Origin of the sequence: Levilactobacillus namurensis DSM 19117, assembly GCF_001434785.1 — a bacterium.
Lineage (GTDB): Bacteria > Bacillota > Bacilli > Lactobacillales > Lactobacillaceae > Levilactobacillus > Levilactobacillus namurensis.
This window is the reverse complement of the sequence record NZ_AZDT01000044.1, coordinates 1-24,621: the sequence shown is the minus strand read 5'-3', so window position 1 is coordinate 24,621 and position 24,621 is coordinate 1. Positions and strand designations below refer to the sequence as shown.

Sequence of the window (24,621 nt, the reverse complement as noted above, 5' to 3'; positions counted from 1 at the left end):
CGGATCGGCCCGTCACGATAAAGGTCCTCACCGTCTGGATTGATCACCCGGACAGTTGAGGGCCTTTTTGCTGTGGTCACTGAATGTTTTGACCACCTAGGCTTCGGGCCGGGCCAACCAGCAGGACTAGGCCCAAACCAATCTGCAAACGCAGAAACCACCGGCCCGCCGGTGAATCCTGCACTCGGACCCGCCGCTCCGGTTCAGAGCCACCCAGTCCCGGAGAAAGCGTTTCAAGACCCCGCCTAATATGATAAGATGGTTCCTGACACGTAGTCCCTACCATTTAGCCCAATCACGGGCCACTCTAGTCAAAGGAGCTTCACCCATATGCCAAAACTGTATATTTCCCGCTTCACCACCCGGATTCTCACCGGTTGGTGCGTCGTTTTAGCCATTATTCTGCTGACCCTGACCCTGTCTCACGTGGTCACCCCCAACACCATCACGCTCCACCCCTTCACCTTCAACGGCTTCTTAGCCGCCCTCTTGATGGGCTTACGGATCATCGTGCTCTTCTTGGTCTTCTCGACCCTGCCCATGCGCTGGCCGGTCACCTTACTGACCTTCCTGAGTCTGACCATGGGTATCGTGGCCATTTCACAGTTCGTCAGTGTTCTTCTCCAAGGCCAACCCTTGGTTATCCTGCTCTACCTGGTCTTCATCCTGGCCTTCTGCGGCTTGCTGTACATCGCTATCGTGCTGACCAGCGAGACCATCCAACACAACGACTGGGGCCAGAATCAAAAGGGCTACCTGATCAACTGGGGCACGTCGCTGCTTAGCAGTCTCCGGCGCTTTAGCCTGCCCTTGCTGGTGGCCTTAGTGGTCTACAGCGTGGTCTTGCCCCTGACCAACCACGTGACCTTCTAACTAATGATCATCACGAACAACGCGTCTAAAGCGTCCCCTCTCTGGTGGAACGCCTTAGACGCGTTGTTTTTGGTTAAGCCTCTTGCGTTACCAGATGGCTCCTCAATCGTTCCCTGGCTTACAAAAAAAGCCCCAGCTCTACGCTGCGACTTCACTCATGATTGTTTTAACGTTTTACATTTTAGACGTGAATAGCTAATGACAGGAGAAAGACTCCTAGTAAGCCGATAATCACCGAGAGTGCCATGGACCGCGTCCGGTAGGCCACGATGATAACGATGATCGAGGCAAGCATTTCCGGAATCTGCGTAAACATCACTTGGTAGGTCGCACTGTCGATGAAGATATCCTTCACCACCAGCGCCGTAAACAGCGATACCGGCACATATTTCATCCATTCGTTGAACCACTCGGGAATCTCCCGCTTGGTAAACAGCATCAGTGGCAGGAACCGCGGCACAAACGCCACGCAAAAGCCCAGAATAACCAGCCAAAAATGTTGTGTCGTGGTCCAAGTATTAACTGTACTCATAAACTTCTCCCTGCATCCTTATTTTCCATCCGACGTTTCAACAGCTGACTTCTTCGCTCCCGGACTCCGTAACTTCCAGAGCCAGTGACTCTCCGGCAGATACTTCCGCAGAGTCGCTTCCAGTGCGAATCCGATCAATGACGCAATGATCGTTGAGATCACTAAGCCCAACGTACTCTTGACAATCATCATGCAGACGGCTGCTAACAGCCCCGCCACGATACAAATCAGAAGCGTCAGGCGGTTCTTGATCTGCATCACGATCATGTACAGGAACAGCGCGGTTAACGCAAAGTTGACAATGCCCAGATCAATCTTCAGGGCACTCCCAATCAAACTCCCCACCACGTTACTGATTGCCCAGAATAGCAATGAGTAGTGCTCGACCATTAACGCTTCCTTGCCCGTCCACTTCTTATCGGTCGCGAACTTAAGGTAGTTAATGGCATAGTTTTCATCGTTTAGTGAAATCGCAAAGAAAAACAAGAATCGGTTAGACTGCCCTTTGAGGTAGGGGGATAGGCTCGAGCTCAGTAAGGCATATCGTAACTCTAAGAAAAACAGCATCAAGACAATTGAAAGTAAGGGAGAATTAATTGTCAACATCGTGGCAATCAAGAATTGCGCCCCTCCAGAAAAGATCAGGAGTGACACTAATCCCGTCAATAAAGTATTAAAGCCTGCCGCGTGTAGCAAAATCCCACAAGCCAGCCCAATCGGAACGTAACTTAAGTTTAGGGGCATGGCTACCCGGAGTGTCGACCGCCATAGTGGTTCGTTAGGATCTGGCACTTGTTTGGGGTTTGGCCTTCGTTTATTCAAGAATGTTTGCCTCCGTCGAATACTTTGAATTATGAAATACGTTATAAAACCGCACGCTGATATTCTACCATGTTTCACAAGATTTTCATACAGTTACCCGAACATTTATCAAGCCCCATCCCCACTAAACCCGGTCACCACGCCATCTCTTGTGAAAAGTTTTGAGGGCTTTTCACCATTTCTTTACCTGACGAATCCGGTCTAAAATTCCGGTTCACCTTTCCCCGGTTCAGCCGGCCCCTTTCAATCGCAACCATCCCCCGTCACAACGACTGACAGCGTTTCTCGCCCAACGCTAGACTAATTCCCCGGCTACTCGCTATCCGGCCGGAAATCGCGTGATAACCACAAAAATCGGCCCCCAAGAGGTTACCCTCCTGAGGACCGATTCCTTTACCGTTTAGGAATGACGCTTGCTGGTCGGATCTTCCACGGCTTGTAATTTTTGGTTGTCATCTAATTGGGACTCACCCATCAGATGCTTCTTCTGTAACCACCGCATGGTTGGGTAAAGTAATGCCATGCTGATGAAGGCGAAGAGGGCTAAAACCCCAACGGCTTGCCACTCAACGCCACTACCCATCCCATCGGTAATGGCTTGCCGGAACCCGAGAATCGAGTAGGTCATCGGCAAGAATGGGTGCACGACGTTGTAGAAGTGGTTGGTGACTTCCATTGGGAAGGTCCCACCGGAACCCCCTAACTGCAGCATCAACAGGACCATCGCGATAAACCGACCTGGGTTGTCTAAGAGCATCGACAGGAACATCACAATGAACATCGATGCTTCCGAGAACGCAATCGACAAGATGATCAGTTGCAGAGGATGCGTCACGGTCAACCCGCCCAGCATCATCAGTGACGGTTCGATCACAGCCATCGCAAAGGCTTCAACGGCCCCGATGGACAACTTACTCCAGTACCAGCCGGCAACGGAGCCCCCGGCCATGGAGACCTTCCGGATTGGGAAGGCAAAGTTGAAGACCAACGCCCCCACGTACAAGGCCACGGATAACACGTAAGGTGCTAAGGCGTGCCCGTAGTTCGGCACGTAACTGTAGTTTTCGTGCTTCAGCTTAGTTGGGGCGGCGAACATGGCGGCCGTCCGGTCAGTCAACGGTTGACTGTTGATCTGGTCGGCACCAGCCTTCAAGGAGCTTGCCAATTGGCCACTCCCGTCCTTCAACTTGTTGGTTCCCTGCATCAGCTTGTTGCTATTCGCATCCAGCTTAGCGGAACCGTCGGCTAATTGGTTGACCCCACTGGTCAAGGTTGGTACCTTGCTGTTCAAGGTCTGTAACCCACTGCTCAACTGGCCGGCCCCACTGGTCAATTGACCGGAAGCACTGTTGAGTTGACCAGAGGCACTGTTGAGTTTGTTACCGGCAGCGGATAACTTACCCGTATTAGCGTTCAACTTATTCACACCAGCAGCAGCCGTCTGTAACCCGTTCGTCAGGGTACCCGTACCGTTGGCTAATTGACTGGAGCCAGACTTCAGCGCTGCACCGTTAGAAGCTAACTTCGCAGTCCCGTTCATAATCTGAGTAATTCCGTTCTTCAACGTTGGAATTTGAGCGTTTAATGAGCCTAAGCCTGTGTTGAGTTGCTTGGAACCAGCCAAAGCAGCATCGACACCGGAGGCATACTTCGTCATCCCCTCATTCAACGTTGTGGCACCATCACTCAAGTCGTTGGCACCCTTGACCAGTCTCTGCAGGTCTGCCGTTTTAGCGGACAGACTGCCGAGCTGATTCAGCTTTCCGGATAACTCGTTAAGCTTGCTGCCTTGGGTTGCACTAGCCAAGTTTGACAGTGCATTCGCCGTGGTTGCATCGATCCCCCCGTTTTGGGTAATGGTCGATACAACACCGGTCATAACGCTCAGGTTATTGCCCGCGGCAACCACGCTCTTTTGTGCTTGCAGTAACTCTGCCGCAGCGGCGCTAACACCCGAATCCGTTGCCTTAGTTGACTGGGTCGCTTGCCCACTAATCTTGGCATTTTGACTTTCAGCCTGCTTCAAAGCCGACTGAGCAGCACTCAACGCTGCGTCCTTAGCACTATCATCAGAAGCGCTGCTTGCCTTCGAGACATTGGCTTGGGCTGCCGCAATCGCGCTCTTCGTCTCAGCCGCGGCATTCTTATCAGCCGAGTTGGTCGTCGTAGTCGTACTTGTGGAACTCCCCGTTGCTGCGCTCTGAACCTTCGCTGCAGCGCTCTTTTCAGCTGCCATAGCTTGGTTCATTTGCCGTTCAGCAGCCACTAACTGGGTCAACGCTGGCGTCAGCGTATCCTTCAGTTGCGTCAACTGACCGTTAGCATTCAACGTATTGATGTCGTTGATCATGGATTGCACTTGGGCAATATCGGTCATCGTGCTACCGCCCATCATACTATCCAATTGGCTCTGTAAAGCAGATACCCCTTGACTGACCTGACTGGCCCCGTTGGCTAAGGTCGAAGCACCATTCGTCAAGCTGCTGGAGTTGTTGCTCAACTCTGACAGTCCTGAACTCAATGATGTACTTCCAGAATAAAGCTTGGAAACGCCGTCAGCTAAAGGTCCTACCCCGTTACCTAACCGCTTGACACCGGTATTCAGTGTATAAACACCATCAACGTATTGGTAGACACCCTTATTCAAACTCTGAGCACCAGAATCTAACTGGTTAGCACCAGCCATTAATTTAGGCATCCCTGCCCCCAATTGACTGACCCCAGCCGTAAACTGGTTCACCCCACTGGTATACTGACCAACACCGGACGTGTATTGGCCCACGGCAGCGGTGTATTGCCCTAAGCCGGACTTCAACGTGTCCGCCCCGGTCGATAACTTCTGAATCCCCGTGGCAAGTGGCGTCACGGAAGTCTTCATCTGTTGTAATCCGTTGTTCAAGGTCTTAACACCCGTGGTGTAGGTGTTCAAGCCGTCGGTCAAGGTCACGGTCCCCTCCTTCAACTGGGTCGACCCCTTGGCGGCCTTGTTCGTCCCCTTACCGACCTTATAGATCTGGTCGAAAGTGGCTTGAGCGTAGGCCTTGGTGACCTTCGCACTGATCTCGCTCTTCAGCTTGTCCGCTCCAACATCACTCATGACTTTCGCGATGTAGTTCGCGGAAGCGTTGGTCTTGTAGGTGAACGTCATCTTCTTGGGATGACTGTCCAGTGCCGTCGCGGCGTTCTTCGAAAAGTTCTCAGGAATCGTGATGACCGTGTAGTACTTGTGGTCCTTCAATCCTTGTGCCGCTTGGTTTGCGGAGACAAAATGCCAGCCTAACTGGTCATTTTTCTTCAAATTCTTAATCGTCTGGTTCCCCACGTTTAAGGTCTTCCCTTGATAAGTCACTGCCTTATCTTGGTTGACCACGGCGACCGGCAATTCGCTGGTCTCGCCGTAAGGGTCCCAAACCGACCGTAGAAAGAAGATGCTGTAGAGGAACGGAATAAACATAATCGCCAACACGGAGATTAAAATCAACCGATTATGACGAATGTAGTTCCATTCGCCTTTTACCATGTTCAAAACTTCCAACTCCCTTTATCCTCAAAATATCCTTAAAAAAGCACATACTCGGCTAATATTAGAAAATATTCTCGCACAATAATACTTGACTTGTCAAAAATACAACAGGCCATCGACAATCTTTCAGTTTGGAAAGTTGCCGTCATATCAATGATTAACCGCCTAATTTAGCCCGTTATAAATTCCTAAATTCTTTTTCCGGCGGATGGACTTATCCAGGAATAAGGGTCTTCTACTCCCTCTAAAGGCGGCTTCTGATTTAAGGACTGCTGATAGCGTACCATCCGGAGGCCAACTTAAACTTGATACTAATCAAGTGACCGCCGATTTTTCAACTTTAGTCGCAAAAAAATGGTGACCACCAGCTACTCGCCGATGGTCACCATTTCGATGACAACTTTTAAACATTAGAATAAGGCAACGATTGACCGCCAGAGCCGCACGAAGACGTTAGCCTTTTCCACAGCTTGTGTGGTCTTTAACGGCACCTTGACCGTCTTAGTGTTCCCCAGGAAGCCCAATTGGTCGCCCTTCAGGGAAACGTTGGCCGTCCCGATCTGTTGGTTCTGCTTCACCGGTGCCTCCAGCGCACCCTTTTGGCTCAAGCTCTTTTTCAGTTGAACCTTAGCCGTTGCGTTGCTAGCGACCTGGTCGTTACGAATCCACAGCTTCAGGTCCTTCGCCAAAGCCGTCTTGGCCGTCTTTTCCTTGGCGTCGTGCGTGGTGACCGTCTTGGCGCCGGCCACTTGGCTACCTGCCTGGTAGGTCACCGTCTTGAAGTTGTTGTAGACGTACGACATCATCTTTTGGGTCTGTTGGAACCGCGATGGGTCGGTCTCGGACTTGTGCGCGGCGTGTAAGACCACCGTAATGATCCGGTTACCGCCATGGTCGGAAGTCCCGGTAAAGTTCGCCCCGGCAGCATCCGACGTCCCCGTCTTCAAGCCATCCACGTGGAGCTTCGAATAGGAGGCGGACAAGCCTTTGAGCATCCAGTTCCAGTTCTCCATCTTAGTGGCGTCTTGGGTGCCCTTCTGGAACCACATCTTGGTAATCTTAGTGGTCTGCAGGACTTCGGGGTACTTGGTCAACAGGGCCACGGATAGCTTGGCTTGGTCTTCCGCGGACCAGGCATTCTCCGTCTTCCCGGATAAGTTCGCATACCCCAGGTCGCCCACCTGCTTATTGGTCAAACCACACGCGTTATAGATCTTCGCGTTGGTCATCCCCAGCTTCTTAGCTTGCGCCCGCATCTGGGTCACAAAGGCGTGCGGTGACCCCGCAACGGCACTCCCTAAGGCTTCAATCGCCCCGTTAGCGGAGTAGATCAACGAGGCCTGATAGAGGGCCTTGACCGTGTAGCTGTGGCCTTCACGCAGCGGCACGTTCGAGAGGTTGGTGTTCTTGGCAATCTTAGCGATGGGCTTGCTGATGGTGATCTTTTGGTCCCACTTCAGCTTCCCGTTATGGATGGCATCTAAGACTAGGTAGATGGAGAGCAACTTGGTCATGGAAGCCACCGGTAAGGCTTGACTCCCGTTCTTTTCGTACAAAATCTGCCCCGTCTTGGCGTCAACGGCGATTCCGGCCTTGGCCTTCAGATTCACCGTCTGGGTGGTGCTGGTGGTGGCCGCATGGGCTACCGTCGGCAACGTCAAGCTCCCGCCTAGGGTTCCGGTAGTGACCATCAAGGCTGCGACCAGCCCGACAACAAATTTACGCAAACGTTTCATAGAAATTCAATTCTCCTGTCTTATGTAATCGCCGGCCGAAGCCCGCGGTATGGTTAATGCTTCAATTATTCAACAGTTTTCAGTTCGGTACACTGCCCGTCTTCAAGCGTTGGGGCACGGTCAACGGGTGGTCGTGCTGAACGGGCAGATGAATCACGAAACTAGTCAGCGTATCGTCCGATTCCACGTAGATGTATCCGCCGTGTAACGCAACGATACTCTGGGCAATGGCCAATCCTAGCCCCGTCCCCCCGGTCTCCTTGGAGCGCGACTCTTCGACCCGGTAGAACCGTTCGAAGATCAACGCCAACGAGGCCTTGGGAATCTTGGGCCCGTCGTTTGAGACCCGGACCTCTAACTCACCGGGACTCACACGCTGGGCCGCCAGGGTAATCTGCTTCCCGCCATCCCCGTACTTCAGGGCGTTGGCGACCAGGTTGTTGAAGACCCGGACCAGCTTCTCGGGGTCGGCTTCCATCATCAGTGGGTCGGCCGAATCGTCGGTGGCACTGATGGCCATCCCCTTCTTCTGGGCTTCCAGTTCGAAGCTGGCCGCCAATTGTTCCAGCATGGCCCCTAGGTCGATTCTGGTCAGACTCAACGGCGTGTCGGTCTGCCGCACCTTGGTGTACTCGAAGAGGTCGTCGACCAACGACTTCATCTGTTTCGACTTCAAAAAGGCCGTGTGGGTGTACTTGAGCAGGTCGTCTTGTGAATGGTACTGCTGGTCTTCAATCAAGCCCAGGTACCCGATGATCGAGGTCAACGGCGTCCGGATATCGTGGCTGACGTTGGTGATCAGCTCATCCTTCGACTTCTCAATGGCTCGTTCTTCATCCATCGAGTGGATGACCGAGTCGACCAGGGCGTTGACCGAGTCCACGACCCGTTGCACGTCCCCGCTGATACGAAACGGAATTCGGTGGTCGAAGTGACCGTTGGCAATGTAATGCAGTTCCTCAATGATGTGGTGCAGTTGCATCTGCCGGTAGCGGCGAATCAGGCGCCACCAGACCACCATTGCGTCGGCGACCATCATCAGACTAATGAAGAGATTCTCCCAACTCCACAATTGATAGTGGTGGGGACCTAACACCACGGAGCGTTTAATGATGAAGATCCCATCGCGGAGTCCGGGATTGCTCTCGATTGCCTGAACGATCAACACCAACAGGGCCAAGTTCAGCATGAGGAGCAGGATCACCGTGACCACGCCTTCCATAAATAAGGCGCTTTTCTCCCGGGTGGTCAGCTTCATGCTGGTCGGGCTAGTGGGATTCAATCTTGTACCCCACGCCCCAGACCGTCTGAATGACCTTCTCGCCGTTCGTGGCTTCTTCAATCTTATCGCGCAAGTGACTCACGTGGACCATGACGGTCTTGGCCGACACGATACTCTCTTGACGCCAGACCCGTTCGAAGATTTCGTCCGCCGAGAAGACCCGGTTGGGGTGACTCGCCAGCAAGTACAAGATTCCGAACTCCAGCGCCGTCAAGGAGACGGTCTTGCCAGTAATGGTCTTGACTTCGTGTGAGTCCTTGTTGATGGTCAGCGTACCAATGTCCAAGATGTCCGGACTATCATCGGTCACTTGATCTTGGCTCCGCCGCAATAAGGACTTGACTCGCGCCATGACTTCTAGCGGGTTGAACGGCTTAGTCACGTAGTCGTCCGCCCCAGTGATCAACCCTTGGATCTTATCCATGTCGCCCGTCTTGGCCGACAGGATCAGGATTGGAATCTGGGAGTCTTTACGGACTTCCTTGATGACTTCGATGCCGCTCATTTCGGGCATCATCACGTCCAGAATCATTAACGCAATATCCGGCGTGGTGTGGAGCTTGGTCAGGGCTTCCTTCCCGTTGTACGCAGTCAGGGGTTCGTACCCTTCGTTTTTAATGTAGATTTCGAGTAATTGTGCGATTTCTTTATCGTCGTCGACAACTAAAATTTTCATAGTGAGTTTCTCCTTCGCAGCGATCATTAGCCCGAGTGATTGTTCTCGGCGTTTAAGCCTATTCTACCAAAGAATCTCTTGGTCCGATTGGCTTGCGCCCCAACCTTTAACTGGGCGTAAGGCCCTTTAACAGTTCTTAATTTTACACTAATCCGCAGGTCGTCGCTACCGTGGGCTTCCGGTCACGCCTCCCACTTAACCCAGCTGAACCTTCACCCCACTGCGCGGTTCAGTCGACGAACCGTCCCGGGGGCCAAAACACCCCCTCAGGTTTGAAAAAGGTTTCATTTTAAGGCCATCGCCAAAAGGTGGCACTTTGTCAAAATTGGTTAGACCAGCCGGATTGTGACCGTTTTTTGAGCAAGCTTAGGCTTGATTAATCGCCTGATTACCAACTTTAAGCACCCGGCTTGTGAAAAAATCGTCGACCATCTGAGCTTTTTATTCCGCGATTTAACTAACCCCTCGACCATATCGGCCCGGGCACTTTTTTCGCCACCGACCGAGTTCCTTTTTCCGAACCCATTTTTCCGCTTGCACCCAGTCGCCATTTGCGCCAACTCGGTAGCCCGGCCTAACAAATTTTCACTCAATTTTCTGTCCCAGCCCACCATTGACGATCGCCGAACTCCGTCACCTGACTCCCCCATTTTAGGAATTCCTAACTCCTCCCGTGTACGCATTTTCCGGCCGTTTTTTCGCTCCCCACCTCAAAATCACGTCCTATATTAGCGCCTTTTTCACTTAACCGCGATACCCCTAAACGACTACGCCCCTGAACGAATACGTACTTTAAATTCAAACAAGGGGTTAACGTTCGTGACACTTTCATCCTATTTTCAAGTTTGATTTATCGACCGTTCAATTTATAATTCGCTACTTCGACCCAGCTATTATCACTATGAATCATTTCCGTCAGGCGAATGTATCATACACAATCGACTTTTCACCTCTATCCAGAAACGCCATTCTGTCCCATTTTTCGGCCGTTTTCGGGGTCAAAAAAGTCGTTTATACCCACAAGCGAAAAACTGTCCCCTTAAAATTGTCCATACCTTCAAATATGTTGCACCACAGCCGGTCACTTTCAAGGCATACTAATGGTGTTCAAAGGGATAAGCAATAACGAAAAAAGAAACATTCGGGATTTTACAGAAAGTGGGATATAAATTATGTTTAACAAGTTGATCAAAAACATCGCGATTGTCGCTGCCACGGTTGCCTTAACGTTAACGGGTTTCACCGGATCCATCAAAGCCGCTTCCTTAGCCAAGACGCCTTCTTGGGGGAGCTGGAAGTCCACGACCATCACTTACAAGTGCGACGTGAACTCCAAGTACTACCAAAGCATCTGGAAGCAAGCCGTTAAGAACTGGAACAAGCAAGACGTTGTCGAATTAGTCCCAGCCAAGAGTAGCCAAAAAGCTGACATCACCTTAACTTCTTCCAAGTCCTTGAAGTCTCAAGGTTCCGACTTAGCCGGTTACACCAACTACTCCTACTACCAAAAGAGTGGCGACAACGAAATCGTTTCCGCCAAGTCCACTTTAAACAAGAAGTTGTTGACCAAGTACAACTACACCAAGAAGCAACGCGCTAACGTTGCGACCCACGAAATTGGCCACGCCTTAGGCCTGAGCCACTCCAAGTCCGAAAGCAGCGTCATGTACGCCTCCGAACGGTACGCTACGATTGATTCCCAAGACAAGGCTGCTTTACAAAACGCCTACAACGACTAATCCATCACTTGTTAAACAAATTCCGAATAACATCTAAAAACCAAGCACCGAGCCCCTATCCCAGGGCTCGGTGCTTTTTTGTGCGTTCAACTAAGTTGCAAAAAGAGACGCCTTCCATACGCGGAAGGCGTCTCTTGATTACCAGTTAATCTGATGCTTACTTGTAGTTAGGAGCTGCTTTGGTGATTTGAACGTCATGTGGGTGGGATTCCCGCAACCCAGCATTACTGATCCGCACGAATTGGGCGTTATCGATCAGTGCTTGGATGTTGGCACTCCCCGTGTAGCCCATCCCGGAACGTAGGCCACCAATCATCTGGAAGATGATATCGTTGACGCTGCCCTTGTAAGCTACCCGGGCTTCGATGCCTTCAGGAACCAACTTGTTGGCTTCGTTGACACTGCCTTGGAAGTAGCGGTCCTTCGACCCCTTTTCCATCGCAGCCAGACTACCCATGCCCCGGTAAGACTTGTACTTCTTACCGCCATCTTCAATGATGTCACCAGGGGCTTCATCGGTCCCAGCGAACATGGAGCCGAACATCACAGCGTTCCCACCAGCAGCAATCGCTTTGACGATGTCCCCGGAGTACTTCATCCCACCATCGGCGATGATGGGTTTGCCAAATTCACGAGCGACCGCAGCGGCATCGTAAACGGCCGTCAATTGCGGTACCCCGACACCGGCTACGACCCGCGTGGTGCAGATAGAACCTGGGCCGATTCCAACTTTAACGACGTCGACTCCGGCTTCAAACAAGGCCCGGGTCCCTTCACCAGTGGCTACGTTCCCCGCAATCAACGTAGCGTCTGGCAACTCTTCGCGAATCTGAGCGACTTTCCGCAAGACCCCAGCGGAGTGGCCGTGGGCCGTGTCGATAATGATGGCGTCGGCACCGGCGTCTAATAAGGCGTGGGCCCGTTCGGAGGTGTCCGACGTTACCCCAACCGCAGCGGCAACTAACAAATGATTGTTCGCGTCTACGGCGGCGTTAGGGAACTTAGTCGCATCATTTTCGATTGCCTTCACGGCAGCGACCATGCTGGCTTGCTTATCCGTGGTCATGTTCTTGTGGATGACCCCCAGGCCCCCGTTTTGGGCCATGGTCTTAGCCATCTCAGTTTCCGTGACCGTATCCATCGACGCACTTAAGAAAGGAACGTTTAACTTCAAGTTCGGTGCTAATTGTACACTCAGGTCAACTTCATCCGGTAATACGTGACTTTCTGCGGGAATTAATAGTACATCATCAAATGTGATTCCTTCTTTAGCAAACTTCGTGTCCCAACTAGACATAACGTTAATCGCTCCTCTGTGTATTAGTCTCAGGCTCGGTTAGGAAATCCTGGGAGATATTGTTTTCTAATGTACCAGCCAAACGTTGACAGGTCAAGGTTTCTCATTGAACTTTTAGGTTAACTCCCGGAAACCACCCCAAATTCAACGAATTGACCCCTAAGTTTTCACGTTGAGGGGGGTTCCGCCTTGCCGGTTGGCCAGACAGAGTTAGAACCAGCATACTTGGGATAAAACTGGCCGCCCTCCGGTGCTCAGGGGCTGGAACGCTTGCGGGCACGATTTTGAACTTCGCAAAACCCGCGAATTTCAAAACTCGGCCTGATGGTAAGCCAGCACAAAACGCTGACTAACCATCATTTCGCTAGCTGAGCCCCTGCTCACCTCCGGGCTATCAACTGACGGGTAATTTAACCCTAAAGTTACTGGCAACCATCGGCTAATGAGACGGATTGCGACCATTGCTAAACCAGAAAGTTCGCTCGTGTTATGGTAACGGCTTTATCCGGCACACCACTATCCTCGAGGGAACAACCAATTGGCAGAGTTCTAGGGACAACGGGAATCACTTCAGGCTGCACAACGGTTAGCTTTAATCTACAGTCAGTAGATTATCGAGAGTTATTCCGTCGACTGGGACTGCGCCCATGATGGCCAGCTTAAACATGATGTTTGATTGCCATCAACGGCCAGTGTGAGCCGAGAGGGCGGTCAGACAGGGCTCAGCCGTGAAATTTTCCTTGGTGAGCGTTTTCAGCTCGCCTAGGAAAAGGCCCAGCTTCGAGACCGCTCTTTGGCTCGAAGTGGTGCCCACGGCGTTCCAGCCCTGTCTGGCCGCCCGGTAAGGCGGAAAATGACGACTACCTACTTGGCCCGGTGCGCCTGCCAGTACGCCCGAAAGCGCATCTGCAGGCCGCTGCCATAGCGGCGCCAGAGTGGGGTCGCCAGTAGGAACAGCCAACTCCAGAGCGACAACTGGGCGGCTAACCGTTGAACCAACGTCCGCTGGTAACGGTAGCTAATGGTACTGCGCCCCACGGGAACCTTGACGTGCACCACGCCGTTAGCGTCCAGGGACGGCCGCTGGGTTCGGCCGTTGACCGTGACGTGGTAGCCCGGATAGAAGATCTGCGGGAGCTTAATGGTCTGCGGGACTTCACTGGTAATCTGGTAGATGAAGCCGTTAGCCACGGTCTGCCGACCCTGTTGTTGCAGGTCCGCCAATTGCTGGCCGTTGGTCTGGGTGTTCATCACCGGAATCGAATGCGTCCGGACCGCCGCCATGGAGACCTGCCCCTTCTGGGAGACGTAGTCCGTGGTGATGTCCCCACTCGCAACCGCCGGATAGGTCGCCGCCGTGACGATTTTGGTGTTCGCACTCGTAGTCTGCTGGTAGAGCTGGTTGTTTAGGCTCAAAGACAACCCCACCACGGCTACCGTAGCGATTCCCACGACCAGGAACTGCCGGGGCACCGTGACCATGCGACAGGCCATGCTGATGGCTCGAGCACCCACCAGCGCCAACGGGAAGCACGCCAGCGCCAGGAAACGCCAAGGAAATTGGATGGCGCCCAGTAAGTTCTGGAAGAGTTGCCAAGGAAAGAGCTTGGTTGCCAGGAAGATGAAGACCCACGCGATGATCAGGCAATACCGGTCTAACGGCAACAACTTGCGCCAAACCACTAACGCGAGGACCGTCAACAGGATGAAGATAATCCCGAAGTTGATCTGGGACGATGACAAGGCGTTATCCAGCGAATTTCGGAGCAGTTCGCCGGGTTCCGTTGCGCTGGTGATCAGCGTGTACTGTTGCACCCCCAGTTTACCCATGGTTTTTAATTGTTCCGCTAATGGCGCTAGAAAAGTCGCCGCCAAGAAAATGGCGAACCCAGCGGCGTAGCCCAAGTGAACCGCTCGCCGCGCTAAGCCTTCTCGCCGGAGGAACCAGAGACTGGCCATCAGGACCACCCCCACCGCACAGAGGAGCAAGGAAACCACGTGAGTCAGCGCAACCAACGCCATCCCCACGGCTAGCCAGTACCACTGGCGGTCGTCCCCGTAGGCCAAGCAGTAGACGCCGTAGAAGACGATAGGCAGAAAGGCGAAGACCACGCCTTCCGCCAGAGCGCCCCGGACAAAGAAGTCCAGAAAGCGGTACTGGGCAAAGGTGTAAAGAACCGCGGCCAAGATTCCCAAGGCCCGGTTCCCCAATAGCTTATGGGCGACCGCCGCAGCGATGACCAACGTTGCCAAGGTCAGGAGAATCAGGTAGAGGTAGTACCCGCCCAATCCCGGAACCAGGGCTTGCAGCCACGCCGCTGGTAACAGGGTCACGGCTGGATAGAACAGGTTGATGGGATACCCCCATTGACTGAACGCGGTGGTGGAGACGGCCGGGATCTGCCACCAGTGGCCCCCCAACTTCAATTGCTGAGCCAAGCCCTGAATCCGGTTCAGGTGAAAGCCCAGGTCGTCACCGGTATAAAGCTTACCCGACGTGGCCCAAGGGAGGACCCATAACAGGCTGAGCACCAGGAACAAGAGGAGTTCGAGCTGCCAACCATACTGTTTCAAAATTTTCTTAATTGTTGTCCGCATAGCACAACGCCCCTTTCCTTACTCAGCGGACTTCCGCTGGAACAGCCAGTAGGTCACGTTGACACTCTCAAAACTCTGGGTGTGCTTGGTGACGTACCGGTAATTGCGGTACAACACTGGTGCCATTCGGGCCGTGCCCGGATTCAGGTTACCGCCCGTGATCTGCCCCGGATGGTACGAGACGCCGCGCCAATTGGTCGGTGCCTTGCCTTCCGGCGTGTTGAAGACCACCCACTCAACTTTCTTCTGGCGAATCGCCTGCAGCTGCGAGTTTAGAATCGTGGGGTCACTCTTGGTCGGAATGTTGTAGTTCTGGAAGTAATACAGGTTAGGCACCGCGCCCGACGCCGTGTAGAACCCCATGTCGATTGACCCGTAGTTCAACAAGGTCAGGTTCTTCCCCGAGCTGTTGGCCCGCATGATCCGGCCAAATTCCGTCTGCGCGGGCTCCTGGGGAACCTTAGTGGTCAGCGTGGTCACCGACGCGTTGTTGGGAAACAGGCGCGAACTGGTGAAGTTGTTGTTGACCCCTAAGACCAGGAAGAGGCTGGCCATCATGGTGGTCAGAATCACTAGAGTGTCGTTGTCGCTCTTGATGGTTTGCCGGTCGAAAATGAACTTGCAGAAGTAGATGAACGGCAGGACGAAGAACGGAAAGTAGGCCAGTTGGTAGTACTGGAAGACGTTGCCACTGCTGTAGCCGTAGAGGGCCAAGATATCACTGCCCAGAAACGTCAAGAGGTACAGCAGCTTGGTGAAGGCGTCCGGTAAGATGTCGCTTCGAAACGTCAACGCCAAGGTCCCAACCAGACCCAATACGAAGAACGGTACGCTGGATAAGAAGAACTGGGACAACAAGCTGGTCGACTGAATCAGATTCGACACGAACGAGACGGACGACGTCAGGTAGACGTGCGTATTGAAGAAGAAGTAGACGTAGAAGAAGGCGCCCATAGCGTGGTTAAGGGCAAAGTAAGCCAGCCAAGGGACCGTGGTCACCAGAAAACCGGCGCCACTCCAACCTACTAACTGGCCCAGGTGCCGCCAGTCCCGGTGCCGTAACAGGTAGACGCCCACGAACAGGTAGAAGACGATCCAGGACCCCAGTAACGTGTACTTCGAGAGAAACTCGATCCCCACGAAGGCCCCCTGAGCGAAGAACCACCAGTGACTGACGTTGAAGCGCCGTGCCTTGAGCATCAAGATCAGGTAGATCAACGACAGAATCAGTGGAATCACGTAGAACTCGGCGGTGTCGCCGTAATCGTAATACGGGTGATACAGGAACAGGGCGGGCGACAGCAAGCCCACCAGCAGCGCCTGTAAGTGGTTCTTCAAGACCAGCTTGGCGATCCGGTGGGTCAGAAACATCGCTGCGATTAACGTCAACGCTTCGAAGACGTAGATCAACACGAAACTCCGATGGTCCACTAAATAGGCTAGACCATGGATTAAATAAATGTACGGCCCCTTTTGTTCGAAAATCTGTTTGTAGAGGACTTTGCCATGCATCATGGCCTTCCCGACGCTAAAGAACGCGTTATTATCGGGCGAATAATCAAAATAAAAGACCGGTGACGTGTAGGTACAGATGGCCATGATAAAGGTTCCGACCAGCGCGTAGAACGCCAAATACTGGGTGTCTCGCTGGTGAAGCCAGTGCTTCAACTTTACTAAGATAGGACTCACCTGATTTCTAAAATCCCGACTGGTCAGGGCCCCACACACCGCGGCTCTACCAGCCCAGTCACCTGCATTATAGGGAGCAGGCTTCCTGGCTTTCAAACTTTTATCGGTGACTGAAACTTGATTGGAAAATGGCCTAACCAAGGCCAATCCAGTATGATCGAACCGGCGCTTAACGGTCACGCCGCGGAAAGGCGACCACCAGAAAAGGCTCCGGGGAAGTCGCATCCGCAACGATGCAACTTCCTCGGAGCCTGAAAAGTTTTGAACGGGGTTACCGGTAGAGGTCAGTATGGGTCCCCTTATATAGAATCAGCATGTGGTGTGCATTATCATACGCCAGATAAGACAAGATACCATACGGAACTTGGCCCCGCAATCTGTAATACTGCGGCCCCATCTTCTTGCCTAACCGCATCACGTGGGTCTTCTTGTCGAAGCCCTTCGGCCGATAGCCGACCCACTTCCAAGTGACGGTCTTGGCACGAATCGTCGCCTTCATCTTGGGCTCGTTCATGTTTTTCTTCACGTGCTTGGTCTGGTAATAGTAACCCGCCTTAGAGTGCCAAGTTCCCCGCCACTTCTTGGGAATCGTCCGGGTCTTAGCTTTGGCCTGCACCGGAACCGGCTCTAAGGCTGAGATGCCGGGAACGGTCGCCCCTAGCCCCAGAATTGCGACCACACTGGCCACCATGATTTTTGCGTTCATCGTCTACTCCATTCGCCCGGCAAACTGTATGTATCATTAACCCGTAAAGACTGGTGATTAAGCTTTGCCGGAATGATTTCACCGTTCAAAGTATAGCACCATCCCCGCCAAGGGTGGGGCTAGACGTCCTAGACGCAAGCCGAAAAAAAGCGCACCCGCAGGTACGTTTTTTTCACCTATTTGACGCATGATCAGGTCATGCGTAGATCTTGTAGTGGATCGTGTAAGCCCGGTAACCCTTCTTTTGAACCGTGAACTTGAAGTAGCCGCCGTCATGACTCAACAAGTAAGCCTGGTGCCGACTCAAACGGACATCGAACTTGCCGTTGTGACGAATCTTAAAGCTGGCCACAAAGCGACCGTGACGATCCCGTAATGTCACGAAATCCCCACGACGACCCTTCTGGAACCGAATCAACCGACTGTACTTCCGGTAATGTGCCCGGCCCCGCAGCTTCTTAGCACTGGGAACGACCTTCTCCGGCTTAGCAGTTGGCTTGCTGGAAGACGTAGAACTGACAGCGCTCGAAGAACTGCTGGCAACACTGCTACTGCTGCTGACCGCGCCATTATCCGTGTAATCCGTTGGCAAGTTTCTGGATGCGTACGGACTACTGGAGACCAAGCTGCTGTCCGCGTTCTCCGTGTCACTGGCGTTACCGGATACCGTAGTTGCGGCAGCTCCCCCGAGAGCTAAGGCCGCCAAAATCGCCGACGCATATTTTAAGAGACGCAACATGCAAACTCCCCCCTACCGACTAAAATTTTAGGTAGTCTGAACTGGCTATCTGCCCCCATCATAGAGCGCCCGCTGGCCGTGTCAAGAATGGGTTTCACAACTTGATTTTACGAAAATTTAGACGACCACCGTTTTCACGAAAAGCCGTCTGTACGTAAGCGTCCGCGCCGGTACGGCTCACCGGCAAATCCGACGGTCAGCTAACTTTGCCGGGTGACCATTTGGCCGCCAAATCCCTAGGCTGGTCATCCCCTAAGCCCCCGATTCACCTGTATGAGCAACAAAAAGCGGCCATCCCCCTGGGGGAACGACCGCTGACTTGAAACCATCTTAAGTTTAACCGAAGAAGCCCCCACGAATCGGGTAGCGCCGCCGCATCCAGAACATGCCGGCCATGGACAATAAGCCCACGATAATACTTGGCCATGGCATCAGAACTGGGTTGACCACTCGTGGTAAGAGTTGGGCCAGGTAGAAGAAGGCCATCCAGACTAAGAAGCCTAGAACCACCAGGGTCACCCGAATCCAACCGTTGTACTTGTGCTTGACCTTAGGATCAAACAGCCGCGGCATGATGGGCAGAATAAACCCAGCGACCAGTGCACTGATCAAGATCGCCGTGATTCCGACGGGACTGCTGGTCTGCATCAGCTTCGGTGAGAAGAGGTACATGATCCCGAACATCAGGTTGAAGATCATGAAGAACGTCAACGCGTTGTAGATCATGTTCGGCCAGTAGTTGGGCGCCCCGAACGTCGCGACTTCCTTCTGCGGACCGTCAACCACGAACTTCACGCGGTCTTCGATGCTACCGTAGAGGTTCTTAGCCGTCTTCCCGGACTTCTGACCCTCGACCAGTTCGTCGACCATGGCTTGCACGGCCGCCGCCTTCTTCTCGGGCGCCAACTTGGTGCTCTCTAAGGCCTTGTTGAAGCGGTACATGTATTCGGCGTTCCGCTTGGTCAGGCCTAGGTTATCAAACGCCGACCGTTCGTTAACGGCGACGGAATTACGATTTTGCCGCACCCCAGCGTTCCGGGGTTGCTTATTTTCTGTACTCATAAACTTGATCCCTTCTAAACGTTGAAGCGGAATTCGACAATGTCACCGTCTTGCATCACGTAATCCTTACCTTCGACCCGTAACTTGCCGGCTTCCTTAACGGCCGCTTCTGTCTTGTACTTGTCCAAATCGTCAAACGCCATTACTTCGGCCCGGATGAATCCGCGTTCGAAGTCGGAGTGAATAATCCCGGCAGCTTGTGGTGCCTTGGTCCCGGTCTTGTAAGTCCAAGCCCGCGTTTCCTTACCGCCAGCCGTGAAGAACGTTTCCAGCCCTAACAGGTGGTAGGATGCCCGAATCAACCGGTTCAAACCAGGTTCTTCGACCCCTTCGGCCTCCAAGAAGTCCGCCTTTTCGTCATCGTCAAGTTCGGCGATCTCTTCTTCGGCTTCCGCAGCGACCCCAATGGCTTCGGCGCCTTCCTTGGCGGCGTAGTCCTGGATGCTCTTGAAGTACTTGGAGTGTTCGGGGTCGGCCATGTCATCTTCCGCAATGTTCGCGACGTACAAGACCGGCTTGCTGGTCAGCAGGAACAGGCCCTTCACGATCTTTTGTTCCTCTTCGTCGAAGTCCAGTGAACGCACTGCGCCACCGGCTTCCAGGACTGGCTTGATCTTTTGTAAGACGGCCAGTTCTGCCTTGGCTTCCTTGTCGCTCCCCTTGGCAGCGCGTTCCACCTTGGCTAACCGCTTGTTCACGGCGTCCAGGTCGGCCAAGCCCAGTTCCAAGTTAATGGTTTCGATATCTTCGATGGGGTCGATCTTCCCGGACACGTGGGTGATGTTGTCGTCATCGAAAGCCCGAACCACGTGCACGATGGCGTCGACTTGCCGGATGTTTTCCAAGAACTGGTTCCCCAGTCCTTCACCCTTGCTGGCACCCTTCACGATCCCGGCGATATCGGTAAATTCAAAGGTCGTCGGCACGACCTTCTTGGCGGGGATCAGTTCTTGAATCCGGTCCAGCCGCTTGTCAGGAACTTCCACCATCCCCACGTTCGGATCGATCGTCGCGAACGGGTAGTTGGCCATTTCGGCCCCGGCATTGGTAATCGCGTTAAATAACGTTGACTTCCCCACGTTGGGCAACCCAACGATTCCTGCAGTTAATGACATAAAGCTTATTCACTCTTTTCTGAATTTTCGGCATCGGCCTTGCGGACCAGTACCTTCTTTAGTTTCTTCTCAAATTCTCGCCGGGATAGCATGACCACGTGCCCGCAATTGGTACACTTGATCTTGATGTCCGCACCCATCCGGGTGATCTCCCAGCGGTTCGCCCCACATGGATGGGGCTTCTTCATTTCCACCACATCGCCTAAGTCGTACATGGTTATCCCTCCAGTACTTTGGGTCCCACCACCCGGTTAATCCGAGTGGATATCTAACAAACTTAAAATGCGGTTCAAATCATCGGTCGACAGGTACTCGATCTCGATACGGCCTTGGTGGTCGTCATGGGTACTCTGATTGATGGAGACCTGCGTTCCGAACCGTTCCTGCAACTGGTTTTCCGTTGACCGGAGGAACGGGGACTTCTTCTTGGCGGGCTTCTTGGCCAACTTCTTGGCCGCGCCGTTCAGCTTGCCCACCTCAGCTTCCAGTGCCCGGACGGTCATCCCCTCGGAGACGGCCTTCTTGGCCAACGCGACCAACTTGGTCTTATCCTTCAAGGACAGCAACGTCCGCGCTTGGCCCATCGACAACTGATTGTGCTGTAGCATGTCCTTGACCACTTTCGGCAGGCCCAACAGACGCAGGTAGTTGGCGATGTAGGGCCGACTCTTACCCAGTCGTTCGGAGACCTGCGCTTGGGTCAGGGTCAGCTTAGTCATCAACGTATCGTAAGCTTCGGCTTCTTCCAGCGGGGTCAGGTCCTCGCGTTGCAAGTTCTCCAGCACGGCGATTTCCATCATCTGTTCTTCGGTCACGTCGCGGACGATGGCCGGAATCGTGGTCTTCTCCGCGAGCTTGGATGCCCGGTAACGCCGTTCGCCTGCTAGAATCTCGTAGCGTTCGACCTGCTTATTGGGCTGCCGGACGATGATGGGTTGGAACACTCCGGTCTTTTTAATGGAGGCTGCTAAATCAGCAAGGCCCTTCTGATCAAACTTTTGGCGGGGCTGGTAGGGGTTCGGGCGGATGTTGGCCAGGGTCAAATCGACCACCGTCTCTTCACCCGTATCGACTCCGTTTTCAGCGAACAGCGCGTCGATTCCACGCCCCAAACTTTTCTCTTTCTTACTTGCCATGGGCAGCTAGCACTTCCTTTGCGAGTTCAGTGTACACGACAGCGCCCTTGGACTTCGGCGCGTAATCAATAATCGGCATCCCATGACTTGGGGCTTCTGCCAACTGCACATTCCGCGGAATGATCGTGGCGTAGACCTTGTTTCTGAAATACTTCTTCACTTCTTCGTTGACCTGCTTGCCCAGGTTGGTCCGGGCATCGTAGAGGGTCAAGAGGACCCCTTCAATTTTCAGGTCGCGGTTGAAGTGCTTCTGGACCAGCTTGACCGTGTTCAACAGTTGGGTCAACCCTTCCAGCGCGTAGTACTCACTCTGCACCGGAATCAGGATGGAATCCGCTGCGGTGAACGCGTTGATGGTCAACAGGCCTAACGATGGCGGACAGTCGATCAAGATGTAATCGTACTGGTCGCGGACCTCGTCTAGGGCGGCCTTCAACCGGGTCTCCCGAGCCATCATGGGGGTCAGTTCGATTTCGGCCCCCGAAAGCTGAATGGTTGCCGGAACGATGTCTAATCCGGGATGTTCGGTATGCAAGATGGCATCCTGAATTGGAATTTCGTTGACCAGTACGTCATAAATTTCCCGCTCAATGGAGGCCTTCTGAATGCCGACCCCACTGGTCGCGTTCCCTTGCGCATCCGTATCGACAAGCAGGATCTGCTTCCCCATACTGGCTAACGCCGCGCCCAGGTTCACGCCGGTGGTCGTCTTACCGACGCCCCCTTTTTGATTGGCTAATGCGATGATATAGCCCATACTTCGTTCCACCTCTAGCTTTCTTTTGGAATGTCAATGATGATGCGGTAATGGTCCGCCGTCTCTTCTTCTTTCGTGGTTAGCGGCAAGCCCGCATCGGTCACCATCTTGACCGACTGGCGAATCGTGTTGACCGCCACGCGGGTGTCGCCGTTGACGCCCTGCCGACTGATCTTCCGGCGGTGCTTGGGTTCGACCTTCTGCGCCTTGATCAAGGCTTCAGTCTCCTTGACCGTCAGCTGCCGGTCGATCACCTGGTGCAGAATCGTGACCTGCTGGGCGTCGGATAAAGCTAGTAAGGCCCGACCGTGACGCTCGCTGATCTGCCGGTTCAAAATGGCGTCTTGGACCGGCTTGGTCAGCTTCAACAGGCGCAACTTATTGGCTACGAACCCCTGACTCTTCCCGATGCCCGTTGCCAATTGGGCCTGGGTCAGATGGTTCAGGTCCATCAATTGCCGGTAGGCCGTGGCTTCTTCGACCGCGGTCAGTTCCTCGCGTTGGAGGTTCTCAATCAGCGCCATTGACGCCGTCTCGTCATCGTCGAAGTCTTCGACAATGGCGGGAACCTCCGCCCATTTTAACTGGGATACGGCCCGAAAACGCCGCTCCCCGGCGATGATCTCGTAATGGTCCGGTTGGTACTGCCGCAACACGATGGGTTGTAACAACCCGTGCTCGTCAATCGTCTGGGCCAGTTGGGTGATCGCCGTGGCGTCGAACCGCTGACGGGGCTGGAACCGGTTCGCAATAATCTGCGCGACCGGAATCATCACCACGTTTTGCTTCACGGGATGGGCTGAGCGTTGCGCCTTATCCCGATTATTCCCAAATAATGAAAATGGCAACTTAACTTACCCCCATCCCATTAGTTTTCTAACGGCTCCCGGTTGGGTGTGCCGGCCTTGCGTGGATAACGCTTAGGCGTCTGCTTAAGCTTATCGATGACCACGATGTGCCGCGGGTCGTTCGAGACCGGCAACGTAAAGTCGTGGTCGGCACTGAGCTTGCCGCCCAGCGTCGTAATGGCTTGCTGACTGACTGCCAACTCATCGGCGGTCTTCGCGGCCTTCAACGCCACGAACTGGCCCCCGACCTTGGTCAGTGGCAGACAGAGCTCGCTCAACACGGACATCCGCGCCACGGCCCGCGCCGTGACCAGGTCAAAGGCTTCCCGGTGTGGGGCCCGCTTGCCCCCGAACTCCTCGGCCCGGGCATGGTAAAAGGCCACACCGGTCAGGTCCAGCTTCGCCGCCAGCTCATTCAAAAACGTGATGCGCTTGTTCAGCGAATCCACGATGGTGACCTGTAGCTGCGGAAAGGCGATCTTTAAGGGCAACGACGGGAACCCGGCCCCGGCCCCCACATCGCACAGCGTCAGCGGTTGGTCCCGCAACGCTGGCAGATAGAAGGCGGGCGTCAATGAGTCGTAGAAGTGTTTCAGATAGACCTCGGACTCTTCGGTAATCGTGGTGAGGTTGACGTGTTCGTTCGTCGCCACCAAAAATTCATAATACGTCGCAAACTGCTGCATCTGGGTCGGCGTTAAGTCGATTCCCTGTTCAGCCAGCGCGGCCTTGAAGGCTTCTGGATTCATTGTTCATTCTCCCATTTGATTTCCTGTGAAACACAATTGTTTCACGTCTGAGTCTACTTTACCGTACTTATAGTCGAAACGCAACCGGACAGATAGGCTGACCCGGTGCATCGACGTCGTTTCCTATTATACCGAAAACTGGCGCGACATGAAACGGCCGAGTGCGGGAAATTGGCCACCTGCGGATTCAACCACGGTTCACCTCTAAGTCTAGGCCGCCCAGCCGTCGCCGTGGTTTACTTTCCGCTCAAAAAGCCCGGCAGAAATCTTTCTTACGTTTAGTCAAAGGGGTAGTGGCAATCACCCGCCTTACCGGTTGGGCCTGAAGAGGCTGGAGCGTGGTGGGCACGACTTGGAGCCCTGAAAGCCCCAGGTCTTCAAGCTCGGCCTTTGGGTAAGCCAGCTGAAAAACGCTGACTAACCCAAACGACACCACTGAGCCTCTTCAGGCCCAACCTCACGGCTAAATTGAGTGTACCCAAAACAGTGTTCCCTAACACTTGAAAGTGAAAATATCAACGTGTGGGATTGTCAAAACTAAATAATCAGGCAACTTCAAATCGATGATATGCAATCACCCTGGCTTTGCTTTAAAACCGGCCCTAATAGTCCAAGGACCTCTGTTCAATCTACAGCGCCAAATAAATATGCCACTGCCACTCAAAAAGCTCTGTAAAACTGCTTTGGTTGTACTAGTCCCTGTCAAGTTGACAGATGAAATAATATAATTCTCGGACGTAAC

General features: G+C 53.4%; 20 protein-coding genes. 2 read left to right on the top strand and 18 right to left on the bottom strand.

Features of this window, described 5'->3' with window-relative positions:
• The first annotated feature begins 330 nt into the window (after nucleotides 1–330).
• Nucleotides 331–873 (top strand): hypothetical protein, encoded by a 543-nt coding sequence (locus tag FD30_RS07045; RefSeq protein ID WP_056944447.1) that lies wholly within the window; start codon nucleotides 331–333, stop codon nucleotides 871–873.
• Between the two features lie 181 nt (nucleotides 874–1,054).
• Here FD30_RS07045 and FD30_RS07040 read toward each other — a convergent pair whose 3' ends face one another.
• The 6 genes from FD30_RS07040 to croR form a co-directional block, all read right to left on the bottom strand.
• Nucleotides 1,055–1,405, bottom strand: coding sequence for an AzlD domain-containing protein (locus FD30_RS07040; RefSeq protein ID WP_024747249.1), 351 nt, complete (start codon nucleotides 1,403–1,405; stop codon nucleotides 1,055–1,057).
• Nucleotides 1,406–1,423: 18 nt separating this feature from the next.
• Entirely contained in the window at nucleotides 1,424–2,227 is an 804-nt protein-coding gene (locus FD30_RS07035) for an AzlC family ABC transporter permease (RefSeq protein WP_056944446.1), read from the bottom strand.
• Nucleotides 2,228–2,627: 400 nt separating this feature from the next.
• Nucleotides 2,628–5,747: a YhgE/Pip domain-containing protein gene (locus tag FD30_RS07030; RefSeq protein ID WP_225426501.1), complete on the bottom strand. Its 3,120-nt coding sequence runs from the start codon at nucleotides 5,745–5,747 to the stop codon at nucleotides 2,628–2,630.
• A 413-nt stretch (nucleotides 5,748–6,160) separates the two neighbouring features.
• A complete protein-coding gene (locus tag FD30_RS07025; protein ID WP_056944444.1) occupies nucleotides 6,161–7,486 on the bottom strand; it encodes a D-alanyl-D-alanine carboxypeptidase family protein in 1,326 nt (441 codons plus the stop codon).
• Nucleotides 7,487–7,565: 79 nt separating this feature from the next.
• A complete protein-coding gene (locus FD30_RS07020; RefSeq protein ID WP_056944443.1) occupies nucleotides 7,566–8,744 on the bottom strand; it encodes a sensor histidine kinase in 1,179 nt (392 codons plus the stop codon).
• A gap of 10 nt (nucleotides 8,745–8,754) precedes the next feature.
• Nucleotides 8,755–9,444 carry a response regulator transcription factor CroR gene (gene croR / locus FD30_RS07015; RefSeq protein WP_024747244.1) on the bottom strand — a complete coding sequence of 230 codons (690 nt, stop codon included), beginning with the start codon at nucleotides 9,442–9,444 and terminating at the stop codon, nucleotides 8,755–8,757.
• A 1,172-nt stretch (nucleotides 9,445–10,616) separates the two neighbouring features.
• Between croR and FD30_RS07005 the strand changes: the two genes are divergently transcribed.
• A complete protein-coding gene (locus FD30_RS07005; protein ID WP_056944441.1) occupies nucleotides 10,617–11,183 on the top strand; it encodes a matrixin family metalloprotease in 567 nt (188 codons plus the stop codon).
• Between the two features lie 157 nt (nucleotides 11,184–11,340).
• Here FD30_RS07005 and guaB read toward each other — a convergent pair whose 3' ends face one another.
• The 12 genes from guaB to rsmG form a co-directional block, all read right to left on the bottom strand.
• Nucleotides 11,341–12,480, bottom strand: coding sequence for an IMP dehydrogenase (guaB, locus tag FD30_RS07000; RefSeq protein ID WP_056944440.1), 1,140 nt, complete (start codon nucleotides 12,478–12,480; stop codon nucleotides 11,341–11,343).
• 864 nt (nucleotides 12,481–13,344) lie between these two features.
• Nucleotides 13,345–15,078 carry a 6-pyruvoyl-tetrahydropterin synthase-related protein gene (locus tag FD30_RS06995; protein ID WP_056944439.1) on the bottom strand — a complete coding sequence of 578 codons (1,734 nt, stop codon included), beginning with the start codon at nucleotides 15,076–15,078 and terminating at the stop codon, nucleotides 13,345–13,347.
• Between the two features lie 18 nt (nucleotides 15,079–15,096).
• Complete coding sequence (locus FD30_RS06990) at nucleotides 15,097–16,767, bottom strand: teichoic acid glycosyl transferase (protein ID WP_225426520.1); 1,671 nt, start codon at nucleotides 16,765–16,767, stop codon at nucleotides 15,097–15,099.
• Between the two features lie 271 nt (nucleotides 16,768–17,038).
• Nucleotides 17,039–17,473, bottom strand: a complete 435-nt coding sequence (locus tag FD30_RS06985; protein ID WP_056944438.1) for a hypothetical protein — start codon at nucleotides 17,471–17,473, stop codon at nucleotides 17,039–17,041.
• A 196-nt stretch (nucleotides 17,474–17,669) separates the two neighbouring features.
• Nucleotides 17,670–18,212, bottom strand: coding sequence for a hypothetical protein (locus tag FD30_RS06980; RefSeq protein ID WP_056944437.1), 543 nt, complete (start codon nucleotides 18,210–18,212; stop codon nucleotides 17,670–17,672).
• 336 nt (nucleotides 18,213–18,548) lie between these two features.
• Complete coding sequence (locus FD30_RS06975) at nucleotides 18,549–19,274, bottom strand: DUF1129 domain-containing protein (RefSeq protein WP_056944436.1); 726 nt, start codon at nucleotides 19,272–19,274, stop codon at nucleotides 18,549–18,551.
• A 14-nt stretch (nucleotides 19,275–19,288) separates the two neighbouring features.
• The gene (gene ychF / locus FD30_RS06970; protein ID WP_024747236.1) at nucleotides 19,289–20,389 is read right to left on the bottom strand and encodes a redox-regulated ATPase YchF; all 1,101 of its coding nucleotides are present in this window, start codon (nucleotides 20,387–20,389) and stop codon (nucleotides 19,289–19,291) included.
• Nucleotides 20,390–20,394: 5 nt separating this feature from the next.
• Nucleotides 20,395–20,604, bottom strand: coding sequence for a DUF951 domain-containing protein (locus FD30_RS06965; RefSeq protein ID WP_024747235.1), 210 nt, complete (start codon nucleotides 20,602–20,604; stop codon nucleotides 20,395–20,397).
• A 36-nt stretch (nucleotides 20,605–20,640) separates the two neighbouring features.
• Nucleotides 20,641–21,525, bottom strand: coding sequence for a ParB/RepB/Spo0J family partition protein (locus tag FD30_RS06960; protein WP_056944435.1), 885 nt, complete (start codon nucleotides 21,523–21,525; stop codon nucleotides 20,641–20,643).
• Nucleotides 21,515–22,282, bottom strand: a complete 768-nt coding sequence (locus FD30_RS06955; protein WP_024747233.1) for a ParA family protein — start codon at nucleotides 22,280–22,282, stop codon at nucleotides 21,515–21,517. The genes FD30_RS06960 and FD30_RS06955 overlap by 11 nt, the downstream gene beginning before the upstream one ends.
• Before the next feature lie 14 nt (nucleotides 22,283–22,296).
• Nucleotides 22,297–23,130, bottom strand: coding sequence for a nucleoid occlusion protein (gene noc, locus FD30_RS06950; protein WP_056944434.1), 834 nt, complete (start codon nucleotides 23,128–23,130; stop codon nucleotides 22,297–22,299).
• Nucleotides 23,131–23,150: 20 nt separating this feature from the next.
• Entirely contained in the window at nucleotides 23,151–23,879 is a 729-nt protein-coding gene (rsmG, locus tag FD30_RS06945) for a 16S rRNA (guanine(527)-N(7))-methyltransferase RsmG (protein WP_056944433.1), read from the bottom strand.
• Nucleotides 23,880–24,621: the final 742 nt, after the last annotated feature.

Coding starts and splice junctions, on each gene's coding strand:
- rsmG (WP_056944433.1), bottom strand. CDS start 23,879: ATGAATCCAGAAGCCTTCAAGGCCGCGCTGGCTGAACAGGGAATCGAC.
- croR (WP_024747244.1), bottom strand. CDS start 9,444: ATGAAAATTTTAGTTGTCGACGACGATAAAGAAATCGCACAATTACTC.
- guaB (WP_056944440.1), bottom strand. CDS start 12,480: ATGTCTAGTTGGGACACGAAGTTTGCTAAAGAAGGAATCACATTTGAT.
- FD30_RS06955 (WP_024747233.1), bottom strand. CDS start 22,282: ATGGGCTATATCATCGCATTAGCCAATCAAAAAGGGGGCGTCGGTAAG.
- FD30_RS07040 (WP_024747249.1), bottom strand. CDS start 1,405: ATGAGTACAGTTAATACTTGGACCACGACACAACATTTTTGGCTGGTT.
- FD30_RS07005 (WP_056944441.1), top strand. CDS start 10,617: ATGTTTAACAAGTTGATCAAAAACATCGCGATTGTCGCTGCCACGGTT.
- FD30_RS07025 (WP_056944444.1), bottom strand. CDS start 7,486: ATGAAACGTTTGCGTAAATTTGTTGTCGGGCTGGTCGCAGCCTTGATG.
- FD30_RS07020 (WP_056944443.1), bottom strand. CDS start 8,744: ATGAAGCTGACCACCCGGGAGAAAAGCGCCTTATTTATGGAAGGCGTG.
- FD30_RS06960 (WP_056944435.1), bottom strand. CDS start 21,525: ATGGCAAGTAAGAAAGAGAAAAGTTTGGGGCGTGGAATCGACGCGCTG.
- FD30_RS06985 (WP_056944438.1), bottom strand. CDS start 17,473: ATGAACGCAAAAATCATGGTGGCCAGTGTGGTCGCAATTCTGGGGCTA.
- FD30_RS06995 (WP_056944439.1), bottom strand. CDS start 15,078: ATGCGGACAACAATTAAGAAAATTTTGAAACAGTATGGTTGGCAGCTC.
- FD30_RS07030 (WP_225426501.1), bottom strand. CDS start 5,747: ATGGTAAAAGGCGAATGGAACTACATTCGTCATAATCGGTTGATTTTA.
- ychF (WP_024747236.1), bottom strand. CDS start 20,389: ATGTCATTAACTGCAGGAATCGTTGGGTTGCCCAACGTGGGGAAGTCA.
- FD30_RS06965 (WP_024747235.1), bottom strand. CDS start 20,604: ATGTACGACTTAGGCGATGTGGTGGAAATGAAGAAGCCCCATCCATGT.
- FD30_RS06980 (WP_056944437.1), bottom strand. CDS start 18,212: ATGTTGCGTCTCTTAAAATATGCGTCGGCGATTTTGGCGGCCTTAGCT.
- FD30_RS06975 (WP_056944436.1), bottom strand. CDS start 19,274: ATGAGTACAGAAAATAAGCAACCCCGGAACGCTGGGGTGCGGCAAAAT.
- FD30_RS07045 (WP_056944447.1), top strand. CDS start 331: ATGCCAAAACTGTATATTTCCCGCTTCACCACCCGGATTCTCACCGGT.